This window comes from Mycobacterium mantenii (genome assembly GCF_001667865.1).
Taxonomy (GTDB): domain Bacteria; phylum Actinomycetota; class Actinomycetes; order Mycobacteriales; family Mycobacteriaceae; genus Mycobacterium; species Mycobacterium mantenii_A.
On record NZ_LZJP01000013.1, the window covers coordinates 163998 to 186591 of the forward strand.

General features: G+C 67.1%; 17 protein-coding genes. 10 read left to right on the forward strand and 7 right to left on the reverse strand.

Annotation, left to right across the window (positions count from 1 at the left end; genetic code table 11):
• The first annotated feature begins 9 nt into the window (after positions 1 to 9).
• The 6 genes from A5688_RS02770 to A5688_RS02795 all read left to right on the forward strand — a co-directional run bounded on the left by A5688_RS02770 (position 10) and on the right by A5688_RS02795 (position 8476).
• Positions 10 to 1707, forward strand: coding sequence for a hypothetical protein (locus A5688_RS02770; RefSeq protein ID WP_067912348.1), 1698 nt, complete (start codon positions 10 to 12; stop codon positions 1705 to 1707).
• A 171-nt stretch (positions 1708 to 1878) separates the two neighbouring features.
• Positions 1879 to 3351 carry a polysaccharide biosynthesis tyrosine autokinase gene (locus tag A5688_RS02775; protein WP_067912351.1) on the forward strand — a complete coding sequence of 491 codons (1473 nt, stop codon included), beginning with the start codon at positions 1879 to 1881 and terminating at the stop codon, positions 3349 to 3351.
• Complete coding sequence (locus A5688_RS02780; RefSeq protein ID WP_067834207.1) at positions 3348 to 4823, forward strand: O-antigen ligase family protein; 1476 nt, start codon at positions 3348 to 3350, stop codon at positions 4821 to 4823. The genes A5688_RS02775 and A5688_RS02780 overlap by 4 nt, the downstream gene beginning before the upstream one ends.
• The gene (locus A5688_RS02785) at positions 4820 to 5833 is read left to right on the forward strand and encodes a glycosyltransferase family 4 protein (RefSeq protein ID WP_067912354.1); all 1014 of its coding nucleotides are present in this window, start codon (positions 4820 to 4822) and stop codon (positions 5831 to 5833) included. Before A5688_RS02780 ends, A5688_RS02785 begins: the two co-directional genes overlap by 4 nt.
• Before the next feature lie 16 nt (positions 5834 to 5849).
• Complete coding sequence (locus tag A5688_RS02790; protein WP_067912422.1) at positions 5850 to 6776, forward strand: aldo/keto reductase; 927 nt, start codon at positions 5850 to 5852, stop codon at positions 6774 to 6776.
• Positions 6773 to 8476 (forward strand): FAD-dependent oxidoreductase, encoded by a 1704-nt coding sequence (locus A5688_RS02795; protein WP_067912357.1) that lies wholly within the window; start codon positions 6773 to 6775, stop codon positions 8474 to 8476. Before A5688_RS02790 ends, A5688_RS02795 begins: the two co-directional genes overlap by 4 nt.
• Before the next feature lie 5 nt (positions 8477 to 8481).
• Here A5688_RS02795 and A5688_RS02800 read toward each other — a convergent pair whose 3' ends face one another.
• Positions 8482 to 9525, reverse strand: coding sequence for a glycosyltransferase family 4 protein (locus A5688_RS02800; protein WP_067834202.1), 1044 nt, complete (start codon positions 9523 to 9525; stop codon positions 8482 to 8484).
• 11 nt (positions 9526 to 9536) lie between these two features.
• Positions 9537 to 10358 carry a class I SAM-dependent methyltransferase gene (locus tag A5688_RS02805; protein WP_067912358.1) on the reverse strand — a complete coding sequence of 274 codons (822 nt, stop codon included), beginning with the start codon at positions 10356 to 10358 and terminating at the stop codon, positions 9537 to 9539.
• A gap of 454 nt (positions 10359 to 10812) precedes the next feature.
• Here A5688_RS02805 and A5688_RS02810 point away from each other — a divergent pair, with 454 nt between their 5' ends.
• Positions 10813 to 11562, forward strand: coding sequence for a hypothetical protein (locus tag A5688_RS02810; RefSeq protein WP_242660330.1), 750 nt, complete (start codon positions 10813 to 10815; stop codon positions 11560 to 11562).
• A 35-nt stretch (positions 11563 to 11597) separates the two neighbouring features.
• Here A5688_RS02810 and A5688_RS02815 read toward each other — a convergent pair whose 3' ends face one another.
• From A5688_RS02815 to A5688_RS02835, 5 genes are read right to left on the reverse strand one after another with little or no spacing between them, the layout of a single operon-like run.
• Positions 11598 to 13556 (reverse strand): glycosyltransferase, encoded by a 1959-nt coding sequence (locus tag A5688_RS02815; RefSeq protein WP_067912364.1) that lies wholly within the window; start codon positions 13554 to 13556, stop codon positions 11598 to 11600.
• The gene (locus A5688_RS02820) at positions 13553 to 15016 is read right to left on the reverse strand and encodes an oligosaccharide flippase family protein (RefSeq protein WP_067912367.1); all 1464 of its coding nucleotides are present in this window, start codon (positions 15014 to 15016) and stop codon (positions 13553 to 13555) included. The genes A5688_RS02815 and A5688_RS02820 overlap by 4 nt, the downstream gene beginning before the upstream one ends.
• Before the next feature lie 11 nt (positions 15017 to 15027).
• On the reverse strand, positions 15028 to 16611 hold the full coding sequence (locus A5688_RS02825) for a sugar transferase (RefSeq protein WP_067834191.1): 1584 nt from the start codon (positions 16609 to 16611) through the stop codon (positions 15028 to 15030).
• Entirely contained in the window at positions 16596 to 17168 is a 573-nt protein-coding gene (locus tag A5688_RS02830) for a dTDP-4-dehydrorhamnose 3,5-epimerase family protein (RefSeq protein ID WP_067834190.1), read from the reverse strand. Before A5688_RS02830 ends, A5688_RS02825 begins: the two co-directional genes overlap by 16 nt.
• A 56-nt stretch (positions 17169 to 17224) precedes the next feature.
• The gene (locus A5688_RS02835; RefSeq protein WP_067834189.1) at positions 17225 to 18439 is read right to left on the reverse strand and encodes a PPE family protein; all 1215 of its coding nucleotides are present in this window, start codon (positions 18437 to 18439) and stop codon (positions 17225 to 17227) included.
• A gap of 502 nt (positions 18440 to 18941) precedes the next feature.
• Here A5688_RS02835 and A5688_RS02840 point away from each other — a divergent pair.
• From A5688_RS02840 to A5688_RS02850, 3 genes are all read left to right on the forward strand, one after another.
• A complete protein-coding gene (locus A5688_RS02840) occupies positions 18942 to 19613 on the forward strand; it encodes a TetR/AcrR family transcriptional regulator (protein ID WP_067834188.1) in 672 nt (223 codons plus the stop codon).
• Positions 19614 to 19683: 70 nt separating this feature from the next.
• The gene (locus A5688_RS02845) at positions 19684 to 20394 is read left to right on the forward strand and encodes a TetR/AcrR family transcriptional regulator (RefSeq protein WP_067834183.1); all 711 of its coding nucleotides are present in this window, start codon (positions 19684 to 19686) and stop codon (positions 20392 to 20394) included.
• Between the two features lie 151 nt (positions 20395 to 20545).
• Complete coding sequence (locus A5688_RS02850) at positions 20546 to 22582, forward strand: hypothetical protein (protein ID WP_067912369.1); 2037 nt, start codon at positions 20546 to 20548, stop codon at positions 22580 to 22582.
• Positions 22583 to 22594 lie beyond the last annotated feature (12 nt).

Consider the following 22594-nt stretch of genomic DNA (forward strand, 5'->3'; position numbering starts at 1 on the left):
ATCGCAACGGTGGTCCGAACTCTGAGACTGATTGCGGCCGTCGTTATCGCCTGCGCGACGCTGGTGCTGAGCGGGTGCGGTGGCGCCCACCGCGCCGACGCCGGTCCGTTGTCCGTCATCGTCAGCCCGCCCATACCGCTGACCGTGCAAGAGGTACCCAATCCGCTGCGCGGACAGTACGAAGACCTGTTGATGCCGCTTTTCCCGCAAGGCAATTCCGCGCAGCGACGCTACCCGGCGTGGCCGGCGTCGGATGACGCCAGTTTGCGTGTTTCGTGGCGGCAGCTGCAGCCCACCGATCCCGGCACGCTGCCCCCCGACGCTCCGGATGATCGCAAGTTCGACTTCGGTGTCATCGATGACGCGCTGACCAAGCTGGCCGGGAAGAACATGCGGCTGACGCTTCGCGTGGTCGCCTACAACTCCTGCTGCGACACCACCTACGCGAACAACACCAACATCGCCATGCCCGACTGGATGCGCGGCATTCCCGATGCCAGCGTCAGCCTCACCGGGCCGCAACGGTATTGGTGGACACCCGGCGTGGCGCAGGTGGTACCCAACTGGAACGACCCCGGTTATCTCAACGCCTTCGGTCAACTGCTGGCCGCCCTGGGCCGTCGTTACGACGGCGACGAGCGCCTGTCCGTGTTCGAGTTCTCCGGCTACGGGGATTTCAGCGAAAACCACATCGCGTATCTGCGTGACAAGCTGGGCGCGCCGGGTCCGTCACCGGAAGACAGCATCGCAAAGCTGGGGTATTACAGCCAGTTTCGTGATCAGAGCATCACCAGGGCCGCCATTGCGCAGCTTGTCTCGGCGAACGTAAACGCCTTCCCCCATACGCAATTGGTGACCACCGCGCTGAACCCGGAAATCGTTCGCCAATTGCTCGCCGACGATGTCACCAAGAAATTGTCGGCGCCGGTGGGGATCCGGTCGGATTGCCTCGGCGTGTACGCGCCGTTGCCCACCTGGGCCGAAGCGGACGGCTCCTACTATGTGCGGACCAAGGATCCGCTGGTCGGCCAACTCAAAGACCGGCTGGCGTCGGCGTTGGTGATCACCGAATGGTGCCAGCTGCCCGACGGCACCGATCCGCGGTCCTATTACGACACGGGGCTGCGCGACGTCGTCAAGTACCACGTGTCGATGACGTCGAGTTACAACTTCCCGGCGGTGGATTCGGGCAGTGTGATGGACCCGGCGCTCTACCTGCTGTGGGCACAGGCCAATGTCGCCGCCGGCTATCGCTACTCGGTCGAAGCTCAGGCGGACTCGCAGTCGGTACGCGACGGGGTGCCGACCCTGAAGGTGGTGTGGACCAACTATGGTTCGGCCGCCACCACCGAGAACTGGGTCCCCGGCTACCGGTTGGTGGATTTCTCCGGAGCGGTGGTGCGCACCCTGCCCGCGACGGTGACACTGAAGACGCTGGCCCAGGGGCAATCCGGTGACAAATCCGGTACCGAACCGGTCCCGGCGTCCTACACCGATTCGGTCGCCGTGGACGTGGCCGGCCTGGCGCCCGGTCACTACACGCTGAGCGCCGTCGTGGATTGGCAACAGCACAAACCCGGTGCGTCGCACGTCGTGAACTATCCGCCCATGCGGTTGGCGCGTGGCGGACGCGACGGCAACGGGTGGTATCCGATCGCGACGCTCGACGTTTCGCGCGACGTGGTGACTTCGGCTCCCCGACAGTGAATAGCTTTGCGAAGGACCGCTAAGTGCGCGAATTCCCGCGGCAGGGCACGCCTGCGATTCCGCCGATGCCGCATGACGATTGCTGCATAATGTGGACTGAGCTTTGCGCGGCGAATACGAAATAAATCGAATCGGCGCCATTCGTATGGCGTCGGCCAGAGAGGTTAGTGGATGGATTTCCGCACCTTTGTCAAGATTCTTCTTGCACATTGGAAACTCGCCGCGGCCGCGGTGCTTGCCTGCACCATCGGCGCCGCAGCCATCACCGCGTTGCAGACCAAGCATTACCAGTCGACGGCCACGATCCTCATCTCGTTTCCGAGCGCAACCGATCTGACGGAGTTGTACAACGGCACGCTGGCCGCTCAGGAACGGCTGTCGTCCTACGCCCAGATCGCCGGCGGACGTGTCGTCGCCGAGCGTGCGGTCAATCAGCTGCAGGTTCCGATCAGCCCCGATGCCCTGGTGAGCCAGACGCAGGTGAAATACACCGCGAAATCAATGCTTTTCACGATCACCGTCAAGGACACCGATGCCGCGCGCGCCGCGGCGCTGGCGGGGGCGATGGCCGACCAGTTCGCCCTCATGGTCCCGGCGCTCGGTGCGAACCTGACGCCGAACGGTCCGATCGCGTCGGCGCCCAACGGCCCGCGGCCCGATACAGGTGAAACCCCAACCAGCGCCCCCACTCCCGGCCCGTCGCCGGACATTTCGGGTCCCTCGCAACCGGCGGCCAAGATGTTGCCGCTGGCCCGGGCGAGGGTGGTGGAGCCGCCGCGGGTGCCGAAGCATCCGGTCACGCCGGTGCCGATGCGCAACATGGCGATGGGGTTTGTCGCCGGGCTTCTGCTGGGCATCGCGGTGGCGCTGACCCGGGAGGCCGGCGACCGCACGGTGCGCGATCGGGAGAAGCTGGAGAAACTTTCGGGTCTGCCGACGCTGGCCGAGTTGTCCGGCAAGCGTGGCGGCACGCCGCGGTTCGGCAGCGACGGCGCACTGGACGACGCGGTGCGGGGCCTGCGCGCCCGGCTGCTGCGGGCGATGGGACCCGACGGCCACCGGGTGCTCGTGACGGCGCCGTTCGGTGGTGAGGGAACCACGACGACGGCGCTGAACCTGTCACTGGCACTCGCCGAAATCGGCGAGGACGTCCTGCTGGTCGAGGGCGACACCCGCCGGCACGTGATCGCCGGTTTGCTGCGGGTCGAGTCGGGGGAGGGGTTCGCCAGCGCGCTGGCCAACCCGGACATCGCCGGCGAAGCCGTCAAGCAGTCGCCCGCGGCGAGGCTGTTCACCCTCGCGTCGCGGTCCGCGCGTCGCGAAACCCCGCCGGTCAGCGCGTTTCTGCCCGAAGTGATCGACCGGGTGCTGCTGGAGCTGTCGTCGCGCTTCGACCGGATCGTGGTCGACGGCCCGCCGGTGCTGGCGACGGCCGACACCGCCCTGCTGGCCGGCGCCGTGCACGCGACGGTGCTGGTGGTGCGGGCCCGCCGGACCACCGCCGACGAGCTCAAGGACGCGCTGACCGCGTTGCGCGCGGCCGGCGCGGACGTCATCGGAACCGTGCTGACCGATGCCCGTCCGGCCCTGCACATCAAGGCGGCGACGCGCGCCTACCGGACGAAGGTCAGCGGGCCGGCGTGATCCCCTACCTGCCGGGTCGCCATCGCCTGGCGGTGGATGGCGCGCTGCTGGCGGTGTTCCTGTTCGGCTGCTTCGTCTTCGGCGTGCTCTCGGTGCGCAGAACCACCGAGGGAGTGCTGCTGATCGCCGCGTTGTTCTGCCTGGTGGTCTATTGGGTGAAGCCCGAGGGGATGGTCGGGGTCACGCTGTTCTTGGCGTTCGCCGCGCTGCCCGAAGGGTTGCACGTCGGCAAGGTCATCGGCCCGGTGGCGATCTACGCCTACCATGTGGCCGCCGTGCTGGCGATCTGCTACCTGATCCCGATCGTGAGACCGCGGTTCGCCGATTTCCTGCTGCCGGCGATGTTCGTGTTCACGGTGCTGGTCTACACCGTCGTCGGATTTCAGCTCGAACACGAAGCCACGATGGTCATGCGGGAATCGGCGACCCTGCTCGAGATGGTCATCGGATTTCTGCTGGCGTTGTTCGTCGTCTACGGCGGCTACGTCAGGTGGGCGATCCGCGTGATGATCGTGACGCTGTGGTTCTCGGCGTTCATGGCGATCGTGAGTTCGTTGCACGCCATCCGGCTGGCCGGCCGGGCGGAAAGCCTGGAGGGGGCGACGGGCGCGGGCCAGGCTCTGCGCATCGTCCTGTCCATCCAGACACCGGCCACCGCGGTGCTCAGCGCGCTCGTCGCCGCCTCGATCATCGGCCGGGTCAGGCCCGCAATGCTTTTCGCGTTGGGCCCGCCGGCGCTGATCATTTCGCTGCTGTCTTTCGCCCGCAACACGCTGATCGCCGTGGCGGTGGCCGCCGCGGTCGCGTTCTTCACCAGCTTTGGCTGGCCGGCCATCCGCCGGACGGCCGTCGTCGCCACGATCAGCGCGGCGGTGCTCGCCGTCATGGTGCCGGGATCGCTGTTCTTGCTGCAGCAATCGCACGCCGGGTCGTGGCTCAGCGACCAGTTCACCGCGTTCAATCAGCGGGTGCTGGGCGGGATTTCGGCGAGTGCGCTCGCCACCGACGAATCGACACTGGACCGGTTGCGGGAAGTCGCCCGGCTCAACGACGCGATCGCGCAGGCACCGGTATTCGGTCACGGACTGGGCTACGCCTACCAGTTGCCGTCCGGGAGGGATCCCAACGCGTTCGCCTGGACGTTGGGCCCCACCTACTCTCATCTCTTCTATCAGTGGTGGCTGGCCAAAGCCGGGGCGGTCGGCATGGCGGCGTTCGTGTGGTTCGCGGGGACGCCGATAGTCCGCGCGCTGCGCACCGCGACGGCGGCGTCGAAGATCAGTGCGGCCGCCTCCGCCGCCCTGCTCGCGATATCCGCCGTGTGGCCCCTGCCGGAAATGCCGATGGACGCCCTGGCGATGGGTCTGGCACTGGGCACGACAATGGGTTTCGCCAACGTGGGCCGCCGCGAGCGTGCGGCGCGCGAACTCGACGCCGAGCCCGCGCCGGCGCCCATCGCCGCGACGACATGAATGCGGTCACCCATGTGGGGCCCGACCCGTACAGCTTCGGTGGGACGCAGTCGGTGATCCGCGTCATCCGCGACAACAAGATCGGCGCCGACGAGATCCGGGTCCTGCCGACGTGGGACGGGCGGCACCACGCCAAGAATTCGTTGCTCACCGCGCGTGCCGGGATCGCGTTGGCCCGCTCGCCCCGCGGGACCGTCACGCACTTCCACATGTCCAACGGCGGCGCTTGGCTGCGTGAAGGGCCGCTGATCCGGCTGGCGAAAGCCCGGGGCTTCCGCGTCGTCGTCACCATCCACGGCTCGGACTTCCACGAGTTCGCCCATGCGCGTTCGCGTTTCGTTCGTGCCACGTTGAGCCACGCCGACCACGTGATCCTCTTGTCCGAGGAGGCGCGTACCGCCGCGCGATGGGTGGCGCCCGGGGTGCGGACTTCGGTGGTGGCCAACCCGATTCCGATCGATTGGGAAGCGCCGCCGGCCGGTTCGACCCCGCCCGTGGTGCTGTTCGCGGGAACCATCGGTCGCCGCAAAGGCGTCGACACGCTGGTGGCGGCGTGGCGGCTACTCCTCACCGAGGGCATCGAAGGTCGTTGTCGGATAGTCGGTCTCGTCGACGACTACGTGCCACCGCCGACCGAGCGCCTGACCGTCGAAGGGCCGGTTCACCCGGACATGGTCCGCGACTTGATCCGGTCGGTTCGAGTGGTCACCCTCCCGTCGTTCGCCGAGGGGATGCCGATGATCCTGACCGAAGCACTCGCCGGCGCGCGTCCGTTTGTGGCGACCCCGGTCGGCGGCACGGCGCAGATCGCCTGTGATCCGAGAATGATTGTGCCCGTTGATGATGCGCCCGCCCTTGCGAAGGCGATCGGGCGGTATCTGCGTGATCCGGAGCTGGCCGAGCGCGACGGCCTGTGCGGCCAGGCGCACGTCGCGGCCACCCGCAGCCCGGAAGTCATCGGCGCCCAGTTGCGCCGCATCTACGAGGGCTGCGCTCGTGAAACGGGTTGAGCTGCAGGGTCCGAAGCTGAACCTGAGTGCGGTCGGCTTCGGATGTGGCGGCCTGATGCAATCGCCCTCCCGCAAGGAACGGATGGCAGTGCTCGGCAGCGCGGTGGACAACGGGATCACCCACTTCGACACCGCGCGAATGTACGGCCTGGGCCAGGCGGAGGCCGAACTCGGGAGGTTCTTGCGCACCGTCGACCGCGACGCCGTGACGGTGGCCACCAAGTTCGGCATCGACGTCGGCGGCATGTCCCGGCGGCTCGGCCGGTTTCAGGCGCCCGCGCGCGCACTGCTGCGCAAAGCTCCGGCGCTGCGGCGCGCCGTCAAACGGAACCAGGCCTCCGGCGAGTCCGCGCGAATCTACGACGCGGCCTCAGCGGCCCGCAGCCTCGATGAGAGCCTCGCGGCGCTAAGCGTCGATTACGTCGACATCCTGTTCGTGCACGGCCCCCGGCCACAAGACGTCGTGGACAGCGCCGGACTTCGCGAGTTCTTCGCACGCGCCCATCGGCAGGGCAAGATTCGCGCATGGGGCGTCTCTCAAGACGAGGGGCTCGAGGTGGACTTCGCCCGGGAATTCGTTCCCGAGGGCGTCAGCCAGGTGCGCGGCGATCTGCTCAATCCGCCGCCCCATCCCGCCGACCTCGTGTTCGGCGTGCTCAACGGTTCGCACACCGCCTTGTCGGCGGCGTTGCGAACCGACGCCACGTTGACGCGACGCTGGCGAGAAGCGCTGCAACTCGATCCGCTCGCCCCCGGCGCGCTGGCGAAGCTGATCCTCGGATCATCAGCCGCCGCAACGGGTTGCCGCGCGATCTTGTACAGCACCACCGACCCGCACCGGGTCGCGCACGCGGCCGACGCCGTCTCGTCGCCCCCGGACGCCGAGATCTCGACGCGATTTCTGGCTCTCGTCACGGAATTCCGGTCCGGTGGTGCCCGGTGATCCGCGCCCCGCAGGACTTCACCACGAACACGACGATCGACACCGATGTCGTGGTCGTCGGCGCCGGGGCGATCGGCATCGCGACCGCGCTGGAACTCGCTCGCTCCGGAGTCCGGGTGGCGCTGATCGAAAGCGGTTTGGAGCGCACCGACCAAGCGGCGCAAGAGCTGTCAACGCTGGACTCGCGCCAGAACGACTATTTCCACTCGCGTGGCGACCTGATGATTCGCCGGCAGGTCGGCGGAACCACCGCGCTGTGGGGTGGGCGCTGCGTCAACTTCGACCCGATCGACTTCGAGGACCGACCGCTGACCGCCCAGGCGCCCTGGCCGATCCGATATCGAGACGTCGAACCTTACCTGCAGCGCGCCTGCGACTGGGCGGCGTGCGGACGGGCGGTGTTCAACGCGCGCGATATCCCGGAGATCGCCGACAGAGACCTGGTCGCCGGGCTTCCCGACGGTGACGTGCGCACGACCGACCTCGAACGCTGGGCGTTGCCAACGCGTTTCGGCCGCCAGTACCGGAACGAGCTGCGCGACGCCCACTGCCTCACGCTGTGGACCGGGTTGACGTGCACCGAGATCGTCACCACGGAATCCGGCGACGCGGTCGACCACCTCGTGGTCAAGACACTCGACGGCAGCCAGGGCGCGGTGGTCGCCACCGACTACGTCATCGCGACCGGCGGGCTGGAGGCGACCCGGCTGCTGCTGGCCTCAGATCGTCATCATCCGGCGGGACTGGGCAATGCGGGCGGACACCTCGGGCGCTGGTACATGTCGCACGTCGAGGGCCGCGTCGCGCGCGTGCGGTTCACCAGCGACGACGTCATCCACGCCTACGAACGCGACAACGACGGGGTGTACGTTCGCCGCCGCTTCACCCTCGATCCGGCCCTGCAGCGCGAGGACGGAATGCTCAACGCCGCTGTCTGGCTGGTGAATCCGCCGATCAACGATCCCGGCCACGGAAGCGGCATCCTGTCGGGCGTGTATCTGACGCTGATCTCCCCGCTCGGCCGGTTCCTGCTCGCGGAGGCGATCCGCGCCAAGCACACACACACCGACGGGCCGCCGCAGATTCTCGCTCACCTGGTCAACATCGTGCGAGACCTGTTCGGCTCCATCCGATTTGCGCTGACGTTCTCCTACGCCCGGTTCATCCGCAGGGGTCGCAAGGCGCCGGGCTTCTTCGTCAAGAGCGCCGACAATCGGTATCTGCTGCACTACCACGGCGAGCATCTTCCGCACTGGGAGAGCCGCGTCGAGCTGGGCGACGACCGCGACGCGCTCGGCATGCGCAGGCTGCGCACCCACATCCAGTTCTCCGACGCCGACTACGACAGCGTGCGCCGCGCCATCGTCGCCATCGATGAACACCTGCGCCGCCACGACGTTGGCTACGTTGAGTGGCTGAGCGACGATGCCGAGGGTTTGGTCCGCGAGTTTTTGGCCGGGCACGCCGGATATCACCAGGCCGGAACGACGCGGATGTCCGGGACGCCCGAGGGCGGCGTCGTCGATGCGAACCTCGAGGTGCACGGGGTGCGCGGGCTGTACGTCGCGAGCACCTCGGTGCTCCCCACCTCGAGCCAGGCCAACCCGACGCTGCTCGGGATCGCGCTGGGGGTGCGGCTCGCCGACCGCCTGGCCAAGGCCCGAACCGCTTGCCGGCCTTCGGATTTCAGGTCCGCCTGAGTGAGTCAGCGTCGGCCGGCCAGCACCTGCGCGATGACCTCCAGAAAGCGGCGCGCGACGATGTCGACGTCGCAGCGCCGCGCGTAGTCTTGCGCCGCCTCGGCGCCGCACTGGGCCGCCACGACCGGGTCGGCCAGCATGTCGAACGCGGCGGCCAGGCCGGCGACGTCGTCGATGCCGATCGGCGGGCAACCCGACGGCTGGTATTCGGGCAGGCCGCCGGCGGTGGACACGATCGGCATCACCCCAAGCTGCATCGAGAGCACCTGCACGCCGCTTTGCGACGCGCGCCGGTAGTGCGAGATCGAGCCCTTCGCGGCGGCCAGCGTGGGGATGACGTCGGCGTAGCGGTAGCTGCCGGTGCGCCAACGCGTGTGCTTGGGCAGGGCGGCGGCATCCAGCGGCCCGTCCCCGATCAGCACCAGGTTGTCACCGCGCCAGCCGTCGCCGGCGATGTGGCGTTGCCAGGCTTCGAGCACGACGTCGACGTTCTTGTACGGATTGAGCCGGCCGAACATGACGAAGTCATGACGTCCGTCGGGCCCGACGAACGGTGGAACCCGCTGTGGGTCTATGTCACTGGCGAGCGGCACCACGTGCACGGGCGTGCCGGCAACGTCGCGGCGGGTGGCGACCCCGGCGGCGACGTACTCGCAGTAGGTGATGGTGGCCGCCGAGCGGGCGCCCCAGCGGTCGAACACCGCGCGTTCGTAGGACGGGACCTGTTCGCCGGGGTCGTGGGGACGGTCGTCGTGCACCACCTGGATGCGGGGCGCCAACCCGGCCAGCGCGATCCAGCGGGGGTCGCGGACGATCTCGGCGATCACCACGTCGGGCCGGTACTGGCGGATGCGGCGCCAGGCCTTCAAGGTGGGCGGCCAGGTGGCTGCGGTCTTGAACCGCGGGTCGAGCACCAACTCGTAGTCGCGGGCCGCGTCCGACTCCGGGTGCCGGTCGGACGTCACCAGCAGCACGTCGGCCCCCTGCCGGATCAGCGCCTCGGACTGGACGCGCACCGCCGGCCGCGTCCACGGCGAAAGCCACAGCACCCGAGGTGAATTCACGACCCTCCGTCGGCGTGTAGGAATAGGTCGGCGTCGGTCCACATCCGCGTCTGCAGCGATCGCCGCGGCAACCCCTGCAACAGGTTCGTCACCCGCGGCGAGGCGAGCAGCCGCCAAGCCAGCGGGTTGACCTTCTCCCGCGTCCAGATGTGCAGCCCCATGCCGCCGAGGAACCACCACCGGGTTTTCGAGGTGTGGAACTGCATGCCGAAGCGCTTCCCGATGAGTTCCAGCGTCCGTCGCTGATAGAAGGTGATGTGCTGGCCGGTGGCGAAGGCGTAGTACATCCATTCGTCCGGGGGCGGGGGACCGCCGTCGAAAAGCTCCGTCGTGAAGATGATCGTGTCGGTACCGGTGCTCTCCAGCAGCCCGGCCACGAAGCCGACCGGGTCGGTCAGGTGCTCCATCACCTCGAAGGCCGTGACCGCCGTGTACGGCGCTCCGGGACCGGCATCGGCCTCGAAGCCCTGCGCGGTGAGGTTGGGGGAGTATTTGTCGTTCCAGTAGTAGTCGAATCCGATGTCGCGCATCAGCCGGGTGAAAACGCCGTAACCGCCGGCCGCATCGAGAAACCGGCCGCGGTGATCGAACAGGAAATACAACAGCACCGATATCGCGCGGGAAAGGTACAGGTTGCGCCACAGCACGGTGGTGTCGGCGGCCGCCAACGGGCTCGCATACGCTTCATCGAGCCAATGCGGCTCCTGGGTCTGCAGGCCACCGCAGTTGTCGCAGAAGTAATACCTGCAGTCGTATTTGTTGAGCACCTGGCGCGTGAATGCCGGGCTGGTCTGAAAACTGCAGATGCGGCACAGCACGGCATCAAACCTTCCTGGGCATCTTCCGCGACGTCAGCGGACGCCGGAAGAAGAACAGTGAAAAACCTACGGCACGTTCCGCGCGATGGGCAAGGCAACCCGCCCGCAAATTCGCGGCATTCGGCCCCCGCGCCGACGCAGGGCGATGGGTTGTGCACCATGGCTATTCGATTGAAGCTGCGGGCACGGACGCGCGGATGGGGGAGTGCGATGTGGCGCCGCCCCGGCATTCGGAGAGGGAAATCGCAGGGGCTACAAGAACTTCGCACCGGCGTTGGCGTGGTAGCTTTAGTCTCCATTCGATGTTTGCTTGAAAGAGACCCCGGATGACCGCCTAATGGCCAGCAGCGCGCCACCGCCCGGAAAGAGGCTCAGGCAGAAGATTCGGCGCATCGCCGGAACTGAAACGCGGGACCAGCTCAAGGATCTGATCCTGTTCGACCATTCTCAAGCAATGAAGGCCAATCACCTCAACCCGCTGAATCGCGCCGGGAAGAGATGCTTCTCCGGAACCGACCAGGACGGCATAACGCTGGAGATCCTGCGCCGGATCGGCCGTCTCGAGGACGGGGTGTTCGCCGAATTCGGCGTCGGCGACGGAACGGAAAACAACACGCTGATCCTGGCGGCGCTGGGCTGGAAGGGCTTCTGGGTGGGGGGACAGGACCTGGCGGTCGCTTATACCGACGGCCCGCGGTTCACCTACCAGAAGGCCTGGATCACCGCGGAGAACATCCTGGCGCTCAGCCGATCCTGCCTGCAGCGGATCAGCGCGACGCAGCCGGACGTGATCTCTTTGGATTTGGACGGCAACGACATCTATCTCGTCGAGAAACTCTTGGCCGACGCCATCCGCCCGAAGCTCTTCGTCGTCGAGTACAACGGCAAGTTTCCGCCGCCGGTGAAGTTTCAGATCGCTTACGACCCCGAGCATGTCTGGCAGTCCGACGACTACTTCGGCGCATCGCTGGCCAGTTTCGCCGCGCTGTTCGCCCAATTCGACTACCGGTTGGTGTGCTGCAATTCCCACTCGGGTTCGGATGCATTCTTCATCGACGCCGCGCTCGCGGAGAATTTCACCGACGTGCCCACCGACATCAACGAGATCTATTGCGAGCCGCGCTACTTCCTCTACGGCGGGTTCGGGCAGCACAGGACCTCACCGCGGACGGTGGCAAGGATCCTGGGCGGCGACAAACCCTAGCGGGCCCGGCGAAAGTCGGACCTTACGAAGGGTTTTCACAATACGGCGTTGATCGCCTCCAGGTAGGCGTCCGTCATCGCCTCGACCGTGTAGTACCTGTGCATGCGCTCGAAGCCGCGCCGTCCCATCGCCGGCAGCGCGTCGGGATCGGCCAGAATGCGCTGCAGGCTGTCCCGCCACCCGGCGACCGATACGGGGTCGACGAGAAAACCCGCCTCTCCGAAATCCAACATCTCCGGCACGGCGCAAATCGCTGACGCCGCCACCGGCACCGAGCGGGCCATCGCCTCGAGAATCACCAGCGGGAACGCCTCGGAACGGCTCGGCACGCACAACAGGTCGGCGTCGGCGAGCGCGGTCCCGGGGCCGTCGACCCAGCCACGCCAGTTCACCCGGTTCAGCAGCCCGGCGGGCGTGCGGGCCTGCAGCCTCTCCCGATCCGGGCCGTCACCGAAAATCGAAAGCCGCCAAGGCAAATCGGGGAGCTCACCCAGCGCCTCGATCAGCACGTGCGGGTTCTTGTGCTCGAGGATGCGCGAAAGCATCACGAGGTGCAGCGGCTCGCCGGCGGTGCGGATCCGCGGGACCGGGTCACCCGCAGTGGTGACGCCGTTGGGTGCGATGAATCGCCGGCCCCGGAGCCGGTGCGTGGCGGCCAGCATGTCCCAATGGCGTTGCGCCAGAACGATGAAACCGTCGGCGCGGCTCATCGCGGCCGTCAGTGGCCGCGAATAGATCGGCCGGTCCTCTTCCGGCGGCACATGCGGAGCGACCAGCCAGCGGCGGCTTCGGCCGGCGGCGCGCCACAGGGTGGCGAATCCCGCTTCGGTGTTGGTGTCGGCGGTGATCAGCACCGCCGGGCCTTCGGGGATGTCGATAACCGGCGCCCACCAGGGCTGGCGCACCACCCGCACGGTCGGCGGGATCTCGGAGATCATCGGGCCGAAGCGTTGCACGCAGACGATGGTCACCGCATAGCCGCGGCGATCCAATTCGGTTGCCAGCAGGGCCTTTTGCCGCTCAGCGCCGCCGTGGACCAGGCGATTGGTGCTGATCACGATCGCCGGCAGGTCACGTCGCCGGCCGGTGGTCTGGCGCGCTTGGCGTTTCGACCGCCGCACCCGATCCACCAGCGTCGTGCCGGCCAGGTAGACGTCCGCGTGGTGAACGCTGTTGTGGTGTTCGAGGAGCAGGGCGGCGTTGGTGCGCGCCAGGTCACGGGCGCGTCGGTGTTCGGCACCCCGCTCGGTCGCCGGGTTGGTGAGCTCGGCGCCGAGTTCGTCGGCCAGGAGCATGCGCCACCCCGCGGCGCGGGCGCGGGCCTGCCAGTCCGCGGCCTCCCCGCAACCGAAGTACTCCTCGTCGAAGCCGCCGATGGTGTTCCAGGCCGCGCGGTTGATCGCCAGGCAGGCGGTGCTCAAATCGCCGTCGATGCCCCGTGATTCGGGAGGCTGGCGAGCATACAGCCGGGAGAAGGGCGTGCGGCGCAGCGCGTCGGAACGGCCGGCGGCCGCGCTGAGCTCACGGGCCACGGTGCGGCGACGGGCCGCGACGTCCCACGGCGCCCGGCCGGGTGCGGTGTCGTCACGCACGAGCGGCGACACCGCCGCCACCGTGGGCCGGCGAAGCAACTCGCGGGTGCGGGTGAGCGGCCCCAGCAGGCGGGCGCGGGCATCCAGCAACAGCAGGTCGGCGTCGGGGGGAGCACGCCCCACCAGTGCGTTGCAGGCCGCCGCGAAACCGGCGTTGCCCGTCCCGGAAACCCACTGCACGGCAGGGTAGTTCGCGGCGCCCGCGGGATCATCGTCACCGCCGTTCTGGTACACAAGCACCGGCAGCGCGGGCATATGCTCAGCGAGACTGCGAAGGCAGCTCTCCAGTGACTCGCGTCCGCCACGGTTGACGATCAGCACCGCCAGCGGGCGCGTGGCGGGCAGCTCGGGTGGGTCGCCGACCGGGCGCTTCAGATACGCCCGGTCCAATTCGTGCTTCATGCCGCCAGCTGATTCCGGCGCAGGGAGGTCAAGTCCGACCAGCCGATCGGGCCGACGAGCGCGCTGGTGGCCAGATAGACGACGGCGGCCGTGACCAGAGTCAGCACGACATGCTGACCCGAAAGCAGCAGCGCCACGGCCACACTCGCCGCCGTCGGTATCAGCAGCCGCATCAAGAACCTTACCGGCGTCCGGTAGCCGCAATGGCGGCGCAGCCACCACGTGCTGACCACCATGTTGAAGAACTCCGTGCACACCAGCGCGACGCCCGGACCGACCGCGCCGTACCGTCCGGCGAGGGCGAGATTGAGTGCGACGTTGAGCACCAGGGTGGCCATCGTCAACCAGAACAAGATCCGCTGATGATGACTGGCGACCAGACCCTGGCCCAGGGTGCCGCTGACGAATCGCAGCGCGGCCGCGACGAACAGCAACGCCAGGGTCGGCGTGCCGCGGGCGACGAACGCCTTGTCACCGAACAGCGCGATCAACGGTCCGGCCAGCAGCGCGCCGACCACCGCGACGGGGACCGCGACGAAGTACATCAGCTCCACGCTGCGCCGTAGAAACCCCGCGAAGGCGGCGACGTCCCGGGCGAACAACTCGGTGGCCGTCGACAGCGTCGACTTGAGAAAGATCAGCGACACCACGATGGTGTTGAACGCGATCGTGAAGGCCAGCCCATACACGCCGACCTCGGCATGAGTGCTCAGCAGGGACAGGATCACCCCGTCGGCGCGGCAGTACAGCAGCCCGACGACCAGGAACCCGATGAGCGGCAAGCTTTCCCGCAACAGGTCGGCGGCCTCCCGGGGCGCGAAGATGGGGCGCACCGAGATCTGCCGCATCGCGGCGGCACCCTGGATCAACAGCGCCACGGCCGGCGGGATGAGCTGCGCGACGGCGAACCAGATGACGTTCGCGTGCGCCGCGACCAGCCAGACCACCATGGCGAGGGCCGCCAGTCGGCCGGCAACGTCGGAGATGGCCACCGCGGAGAACCTCACCGTCGCAAGGAAAACCGGCTCGAACCGCGTCACCATCGTTTGCATCAGCAGCGCCCCGGAAAGCACGACGAGCATCACTCGCACGTCCGCGTCGCGGTAGATCAGCAATCCCGACAGCGCCGCCAGCGCGGCCAGCGGGACGCAGTAGATCAGGGCCAGGCCGCTGTTGATCCGCACCAAGCGCTCCAGGTCGCCGCGACCGGAGGTCACCCGGCGCACGATCACGGTGGCGATGCCGAGATCGGCCAGGCTGGTCCACATGGCGATGAACAGGACGGCGATGGAGAGCTGGCCGTAGCGTCCGGGTCCCAGATAGCGGGCGGTCATCGCGACCGAGACCACCGAGGCCAGCATGCCCAGGGCCCGGCAGATCAACTGGATCGAGAAGGCGTGAGCCATCCGCGTGAGCGGCACCGACGGCACCAGCGCATCGGGTGCCGTCGGCTCGGTCATGGCTCGCGAGCCTAGTAGGCTCCGTGGCTCGTGAGAACCGCTTTCACGGTCTTGGCGATAATCACCAGATCACCCGACATCGACCAGTTGTCGACGTACGACTGGTCCAGCCGCACCGACTCTTCCCAGGACAGGTCCGAACGGCCGCTCACTTGCCACAACCCGCTGACGCCCGGCTTGACCAGCAGCCGCCGCTTGACGTCGCTTTCGTAGTTGTCCACTTCCCGTCGCAACGGGGGCCGCGGCCCGACGACACTCATGTCGCCCTTGATGACGTTGATGAATTGGGGCAGCTCGTCGATGCTGTACCGGCGAAGAATCTTGCCGACGGGGGTGACCCGGGGGTCTTCGCGCATCTTGAACAGCATGCCGCCGGCGCCCTCGTTCAGTGACAGCAGCTGCTCGATCTGCGTGTCCGCACCGTCGGTCATGGTGCGGAACTTGAGCATTGTGAAGGGTTTTCCGTCGACACCGATCCGCTCGGACGGGTAGAAGACGGGTCCCTTGCTGGTCAGCTTGATGGCGACGGCGGCGGCGATGAGCAGTGGCGCGGTGGCGACCAGGGCCGCCAGCGAGAACACGAAGTCGAAGGCCTGCTTCTGGAAGCGGTGCGCCCCTTCGTATTGCGGCTTGTCGACGTGTAGCAGCGGCAGCCCGGCGGTGAGGCGCAGGGTCAATCGCGCCTCGGTCACGTCCATGACACCGGGCGACACCACCAGATCGACGTTCATGGTCTCGAGCTGCCACATCAGCTCCCTGATCCCGTGCATGCCAAAGTGATCCGTCTGGGTCAGGGCCACGGTGTCCGCACCGCAGCTGGCGATCGCCGTCGCCGCATGGGTCTGGTCGCCCAGGATCGGGATCTCGCGGCCCGCGATCGTCAGGGTGTTTCCGCGGGGTGGCCCGTAGCCGGGGATGCAGACACCGACCACGACGCAGCCGGCCAGCGGGCTACGTTCCAATTCATGCGCGAGGTGCGTAACCGCCTGGCGGTCTCCGATCGCCAAAACCCGCGTCTGGTACTGGCCTTCCGCGCGCTTGCGGTTGACGTGCTTGCGCCACCCGCTGCGGCTGCCCAGCAACGCCAACGTCCCGACGGGAAGCGCGATCGCGAGATAGCCGCGGGCCAAGTCGACCTTGGCGAGCAGCGTCACCATCGCGATGATGCCGAACGTCCAAAAGGATGCGGTGCCGATCCGGCGGTACTCCTCGATCCCGGCGCCGATGACTCGCGTTGAGCGCGTTTGGAATACCGCGAGGGCCGACAGCCACAGCGCCGCGAAGAGGGCGGAGAACAGCGTCATCATCGGGTCGGAGTAACCCGAGGTGTTGGCGATCTCGCCGAAGCGAACGTACTGCGCGAGCAGCACCGAGGCGCAGACGATCACCGAGTCGCTGATGCGCAGATTCTGCGAATAGTGGTCCTGCCAACGCCGTAAGGCGTTGCCACCGGCCGAAGGCAGCGGTTCCGCGGTCGCCGGCGAAGCACTGGTCTCGCCACGATGCGCCGCGGTCACGCTGGGGGACCAGGCTTTCAGCGGCCGCCGGCTGGGCATGACATCCACCGTGTTGCGAATCATTACCGACTGATGCATGTTGCCACCTGCTCCACTGGTACCAATCGGGGTTTGCGCGCGGGCCAGCTCGCGTCTTGTTCGGAGATGACCGTGACCGGGATAGGCCACGAGATGCCGAATTCGGGGTCGTCCCAGCGGATCCCCTGATCGTCGGGCACCGTGTGCTGACCGCTGACCTGGTAGCTGACCTCGGTGTCATCGACCTGCGTCTGAAAGCCGTGGGCGACATAGGGCGGCAAGTACAGGGTCCGGTGGTCATCGGCGTTCAGCTCGACCATCACGTGGTCGCCATAGGTCAGGGAGTCGGGACGGACGTCGACCGCGACGGCGGCGATGGCGCCGCGGGTGCAGCGGAGCAGCTTGGCCTCGGCGTGCGGCGGCACCTGACGGTACAGGCCGCGCACGGTGCCGCGGGTGTAGTTGAAGACGATATTCGTCTGCGTGACATCGAAATTCAGCCCGTGATTGGCGAAGTCCCGGGCACAGAACGAGCGTGAGGAAAACCCCCGATGGTCGCGGCTGAGTTCGAGATCGATGATGGTCACTCCGGCGACGTTGGTGGGCGTGTACTTCACTTACCGCTCCTTCTGTGACCGGGCTTGGGAGGAAACCTCGTCGCGCATGCGGTGGCTCACGCGTATCCGGCGGCGGGCGGACGCGTCATCACGGTCGGGATGACGCCGTAGCGGGGTCCAAGCGTCTTGCCGGACGCGGCCGCCAGGCGCGGCAGCGAGCCCATGACGCTCGGCGGCACGTTCGCGCCGGCGAGGTTGATGGCCGGCAGGGCCGACACGGCGCTGTTGGCCGCGGGGATCACGCTCGTCCAGCTCGCCGGCACGGCCAGCGGGCCCAGCGAGGCCGCGCTGCCCAGGCTGCCGAACACGCCGGATCCCAGCGACCCGAGCGCACCCGCGCCGCTGCTCGCCGCGCTCGCGACGCCCGACGCCGCGGTTCCCGCCACCGCCATGGCCCCGTCGCTGGCGGCCTTGGCCAGGCCCTGGGCGGTCTGGGCCATGCCGAGGATGGAGGACATCCCGTACAGGGGTGTGGCTCCGGCCATGAAGTAGGTGGCGGCGGTGTTGGGCAGCTGGGACACCAGGCTGGAAAGCGCCGAGGAGGTGGCCGAGTCGACCGCCGAACTGGCCGTGCCGGTCACGGTGCCTCCGGCGTCGGTGACCGTGTTGATCCCGGCGGTCATCGGCGAGGACAGCTGGTGCAGCGCGGTGGGCACCTTCGACACCACCTGCGCGAGGTTCGCTTGCTCGGTCTGCGAGGTGATCTGTCCGACCACCGCGGCCTGCCGGGCCATCCCGCTTTCGTTGGTCACGTGTGGTGCCGGGTTGAACTCGGTCACCGAGCAGGCCGCGGCCGAGCCGGCGGCGTACTCGTACATCGCCGCGGCGTCCTGCGCCCACATCTCGCCGTACTCGGCTTCGGTGGCCGCGATCGCCGCCGCGTTCTGGCCGAAGAAGTTGGTCGCGACCAGCATCGCGAGCTGGGCCCGGTTGGCGGCCACCGCCGGCGGGGGAACGGTCATGGCGAAGGCGGCTTCGTAAACCTCGACGGCGAGCCGGGCCTGACCGGCCGATTCCGCGGCCCGCGCGGCGGCCCCGGCCGTCCAGGCCATGTACGGGGCGAAGGCGGAGGCCATCGTGAGCGACGACGGGCCCAGCCAGCGCTGGGTGGTCAAACCCGCGATCACCGAGCGGTAGCAGCTCGCCGCGGCATGCAGTTCGGCGGCCAGACCGTCCCAGGCCACCGCGGCGGCGGTCAGCGAGAGCGGGCCGGGGCCGGCGTACATCCTCGTGGAGTTGATCTCCGGGGGAAGGGCTCCGAAATCGATCATCTCAGGCCCTGGCCGTCAGTCGGGCCGAGGCGCCGGCGGCGGTAGGAGAGGCGAATGCGACCGGTAATGCGTCGATAAACCGCAGGTCAGCCGTGGTCTGCCGGCCAGGTAAGGCCTGTGACCAGCGGTTCGCCGTAACGAACGACATGTGCTTCCCCTTATGCGGTGCAGACGCTCGAGACGGTCTCGGAGCCGTTTGCAAACTGACGATCTGACAATAGCGTATAAAACATACCAATAGTTTGACAAGAATGTGTGATCTAGACCTCAGGTATTTACGCACGCGTCAAACGGGACAGCCGTATGACTGCTAACCTCAGAAGTGGACTGGATATCTTGAGCGACGTGTTCGCACCAACCCCTGAAGAACCGAGGTAGTTGTGCCCTGCTGGAGCAAGGCGTTTGTCGACGTGACAGCGGGCGGCACGGCCCGCGGCGTCGGCTTCGGCCTGGGCATTCGGGACAAAACTCGCGCCACGGGGAAATCGAGTTTTCGACAGCGATGACGACCCATTCGACCGATGGACGAGCGGACGCGACCCGGCAGCAGATTCTGCGGGCCGCGTCCCATCAGTTCGCCCGGCGCCCCTACCACGACGTCGGCCTCGACGACATTCTCGCCGAGGCCGAACTGACCAAGGGCGCGATGTACTTCCACTTCAAGTCGAAGCACGCGTTGGCGGTCGCGATCATCGACTTTCAGACCGAGTCCGGCGCCGAAGCCGTGCGGGACCTGCTGTCGCGCGGGCTCTCGGGCCTCGAGACCCTGATCGACTTCTCCTACTTGATCGCCATCAAGGACATCAAGACCGATGTCGTCAGGTCGGGCCTGAACCTGATGGAATCGATCGGCCTGGCCGACGGGCTGCAGGAAAAGTTGTTCGACCAATGGATCAAAGCCCTGGCCAGCGTCGCTGAGCAAGCCAAAGCCGAGGGCGACATCAGTGCTGACTGCGACCCGCGGGACCTCGGCCGTTTGATGGTCTCGCTGCACATGGGGCTGCGGAAAACCAGCAACCTGGACGACCCGGAACGCTTCCTGCGCGACCTGGAGCAGTGCTGGTCCCTGCTGCTGACCGGGGTGCTGCAGCCGGACCGCGCCGAGTACTTTCACCAATTCCTCAGGCGGCGTGCGGCACTCGCCATCAACACCAGTTCCGCGGATACCGACTAGCAGGTGCGGGGCAACGTGAAACGCGACGAGCGATCCGCGCATCCGATGAGACTCCGGAGGTGCGTGCACAATGGCGCGCCAAGTTCGGTCTGAAGCCACCCGTCGAAAAATCCTCGATGCCGCGATCGAAGTGTTCGGTGACGTCGGGTATGCGGCCGCTGGATGGAGCACCATCATCGAGCGAACGGGAATGACCAAGGGCGCCCTCTATCACCACTTCGATTCGAAAGAATCGTTGGCCGCGAACATCATCGAGGAAGGCTCCGACACGCTGCTGAGCGCTTTCCGCAACGTCTGCGGTGCGTCGTCGCCGGGGCTGGAAAACCTGCTACACGGCACATTCACGATCGTCGAGGTGTTGAGTTCAGACAAAATGGCCCGCGCGGCCGCGCAATTGGCCACGGCGTTAAGCGGATTCAACGAAGCGGCCTCACGCTTCTTCGCGAACCTGATGCTGGAAACGGCGCAGGAGGCGCGGCGAGCGATCAAGGAGGGCGACCTTCGTGGCGAAATCGACCCCGACGTGCTCAGCGCGTCGATCATCGGCACCATCTTCGGGGCGCGGTTGGTGACCGGCGCCATATCGAGCCACGGCCGAATCGGCAACATCATCGGCGACCCCACCGCGCGCTTGCATCAGATGTGGAATCTGCTGCTCCCCGGCGTTGTCTCGGAAGCCTCGCTGCCCTACTTCCAGCAATTCCTGCGGCGCGAAGAAATGCGCCATGCGGCGGCCAGGGCCGCCCGCGACCAGGCCGCAGCGGAATCAAAAACCGAGTAGTTCCCGATGAGCGCCCTCGCCCGGGCGTCCCGTCTGACGATCTGTTCACCGATAGCCGGCAATGGCAGGATCTTCGAAGAGTTGGTGCGAGACGCCTTTTCGCGGTCGCCACGACGGCGATTCCGTTATTGGGGTTGAAGCGCTTTCAACAATGCATACTGTTCCGGTGATGTACCGGAAATCTCTCCGCCGAGTAATTGCGCTGGCCGGTGTCGTCGGATTTTTGGTGATGAGCGCTCCGGCATCGTGGGGCGCGCCCGCCGACCCGACCACGCCGTCGGACTCGACATCGACGTCGACCTCGGCGACGACAACCACGACGACGCTGTCGATGACGGACATTGGGGCCTCGGCGAATCTGGAGTTCTGGGGCCTGACGAGCAGCCAGCAGCTTTCCCTTCCGGTACTGCACGGGCTGACCCCGGCGGCGTTCAATGCCACCGTCGAATTACCGATCAATCTGCGGTCCGGGTTGCTCACCGTGTCGCAGGGCGAGCGCACCCTCGCGCGGCTGAATCTGCCCAACACCGATCAGGCCCCGATCGTCATTCCATTGGGCGGGGCAGAGGTGATCGACAATTGGTTGACGGTGACGTTGCGTGCCTATCTGGTGCCGAATGACGGAGCTTGCCTGTATCCGGAGAGCCCGCTGCGTCTGGCCAACGGGACGGTCAACTACACGGGCACCGAATTACCGCCCACTACGGTGTCGCACTTCTTGCCGCCGGTCCTACGGAAGCTGACCATCTATCTGCCGCAATCGCCGTCGACGGCCGAGTCCGACACCGCAATTCAACTCGCCACTTCCGCGGCCGCGCACTATGGCAAGCAGGCGCCCGACATCACGGTGATCCCGTTGCAGGAAGGGCAGGGCGCGCCGCCGGCGCCGCCGCAATCGCTGGAACGCCAGGTCGTCGTCAAAGAGGGCCCGGACAACGGGCTTTCGTTGCAAGGCTCCTCCGGTGTGCCGTGGCTGTTGATTTCGGGTCCACTGAATCGCACCGACGAGTCGGACACGGCCGTGCTGTTCAGCAACCTGTCGGATTTGGCCCTGTCGTCCAAGGCCTCGGTGGAATCACCCAAGCCCAAAGTGCAATTGCCGGGGGACACTGCCACGCTGCGCGAACTTGGCCAGTCCGTTGCCAACTCGACTTCACTACAGCCGCGGGTGTCGATCGGAGTGGACCAGACCCGGTTTGGCAGATCCGTTCACTCGGTGCGGGTGCATCTGCGCGGCTCATACACACCGACGCCGACCAACATCGGCGGGCAGATCGCGGTAACCGTCGGCCCGGACACCATCGACCACTGGCCGACCGACGGCCATGGCGACATCGACCGGTGGGTCGACGTCCCGGACCGACTGCTACAGCGATACACCAGCGTTGATTTGGTGCTCGACGTCGCGAGCAACATCGGCCATTGCGGAGACTTCTACACCGCCGGGCCCGGCAACCAGCTCCTGACGCTGAACATCAGCGGCGACAGCATCATTGCGAGCAGTTCCGCCGCGCCGCCGGTGCCGGACGGTTTTCAATCGGTGCCCCAAACGCTGATGCCGCGCGTTCAGGTGGGCGTCGCCGAGCACTCCTTCATCGACACCGTGCGCGCGCTCGACATCATGGTGGGCCTGCAGCGCATCAGCTCGATCCCGATCGACACCACCGTCACCAGCGTCAAGCAAGCGATCGATTCCTCCAATCCCGCGCTGCTGATCTCCGCCGACGGGTGGAACCAGTCCGACGTGGTGCTCCCGGTGGCCGCGGGGCCCAGCGGTCCGATCACCGTCAACGCCGTCGGATCCGGTGACAAGCCCGCCAAGCTCACGCTGGACCCGGTGCTGCGGTTCGCTTCTCTCCAAACGGTTTTCAACCGCGGCCGTTCCCTGCTGATCGCGACGTCCAACGGAGCGCCCGGACAACTCGACGAGTTGATCAGGTGGCTCAAGAGCGACAACAACAAGCACTGGCAGCGGCTCAAAGGCGTTGCGGTGGTGTCGGTACCGGGGCAAGACCCGGTGACCGTCGACCATCCGCCGCTGGCGCCCGGCGCGTCCGCCGGGGGATCCGGCGGCCATTCCGACCTCGACTGGCTGTGGTGGTTCGGGGCGGGTTGGGTCGCGGTGGCCATCGTGGGCGCAGGGGTGATCCTGTGGCGCGTGCGACGCGAATCCTGGCGGCGCCGATAGAGCCTGCAGCGT

What these genes read in the sequence shown, in the direction of transcription:
- A5688_RS02815 (WP_067912364.1), bottom strand. Translation starts at nt 13,556, where the DNA reads ATGAAGCACGAATTGGACCGGGCGTATCTGAAGCGCCCGGTCGGCGAC.
- A5688_RS02785 (WP_067912354.1), top strand. Translation starts at nt 4,820, where the DNA reads ATGAATGCGGTCACCCATGTGGGGCCCGACCCGTACAGCTTCGGTGGG.
- A5688_RS02775 (WP_067912351.1), top strand. Translation starts at nt 1,879, where the DNA reads ATGGATTTCCGCACCTTTGTCAAGATTCTTCTTGCACATTGGAAACTC.
- A5688_RS02825 (WP_067834191.1), bottom strand. Translation starts at nt 16,611, where the DNA reads ATGCATCAGTCGGTAATGATTCGCAACACGGTGGATGTCATGCCCAGC.
- A5688_RS02840 (WP_067834188.1), top strand. Translation starts at nt 18,942, where the DNA reads ATGACGACCCATTCGACCGATGGACGAGCGGACGCGACCCGGCAGCAG.
- A5688_RS02810 (WP_242660330.1), top strand. Translation starts at nt 10,813, where the DNA reads ATGAAGGCCAATCACCTCAACCCGCTGAATCGCGCCGGGAAGAGATGC.
- A5688_RS02850 (WP_067912369.1), top strand. Translation starts at nt 20,546, where the DNA reads ATGCATACTGTTCCGGTGATGTACCGGAAATCTCTCCGCCGAGTAATT.
- A5688_RS02820 (WP_067912367.1), bottom strand. Translation starts at nt 15,016, where the DNA reads ATGACCGAGCCGACGGCACCCGATGCGCTGGTGCCGTCGGTGCCGCTC.
- A5688_RS02835 (WP_067834189.1), bottom strand. Translation starts at nt 18,439, where the DNA reads ATGATCGATTTCGGAGCCCTTCCCCCGGAGATCAACTCCACGAGGATG.
- A5688_RS02845 (WP_067834183.1), top strand. Translation starts at nt 19,684, where the DNA reads ATGGCGCGCCAAGTTCGGTCTGAAGCCACCCGTCGAAAAATCCTCGAT.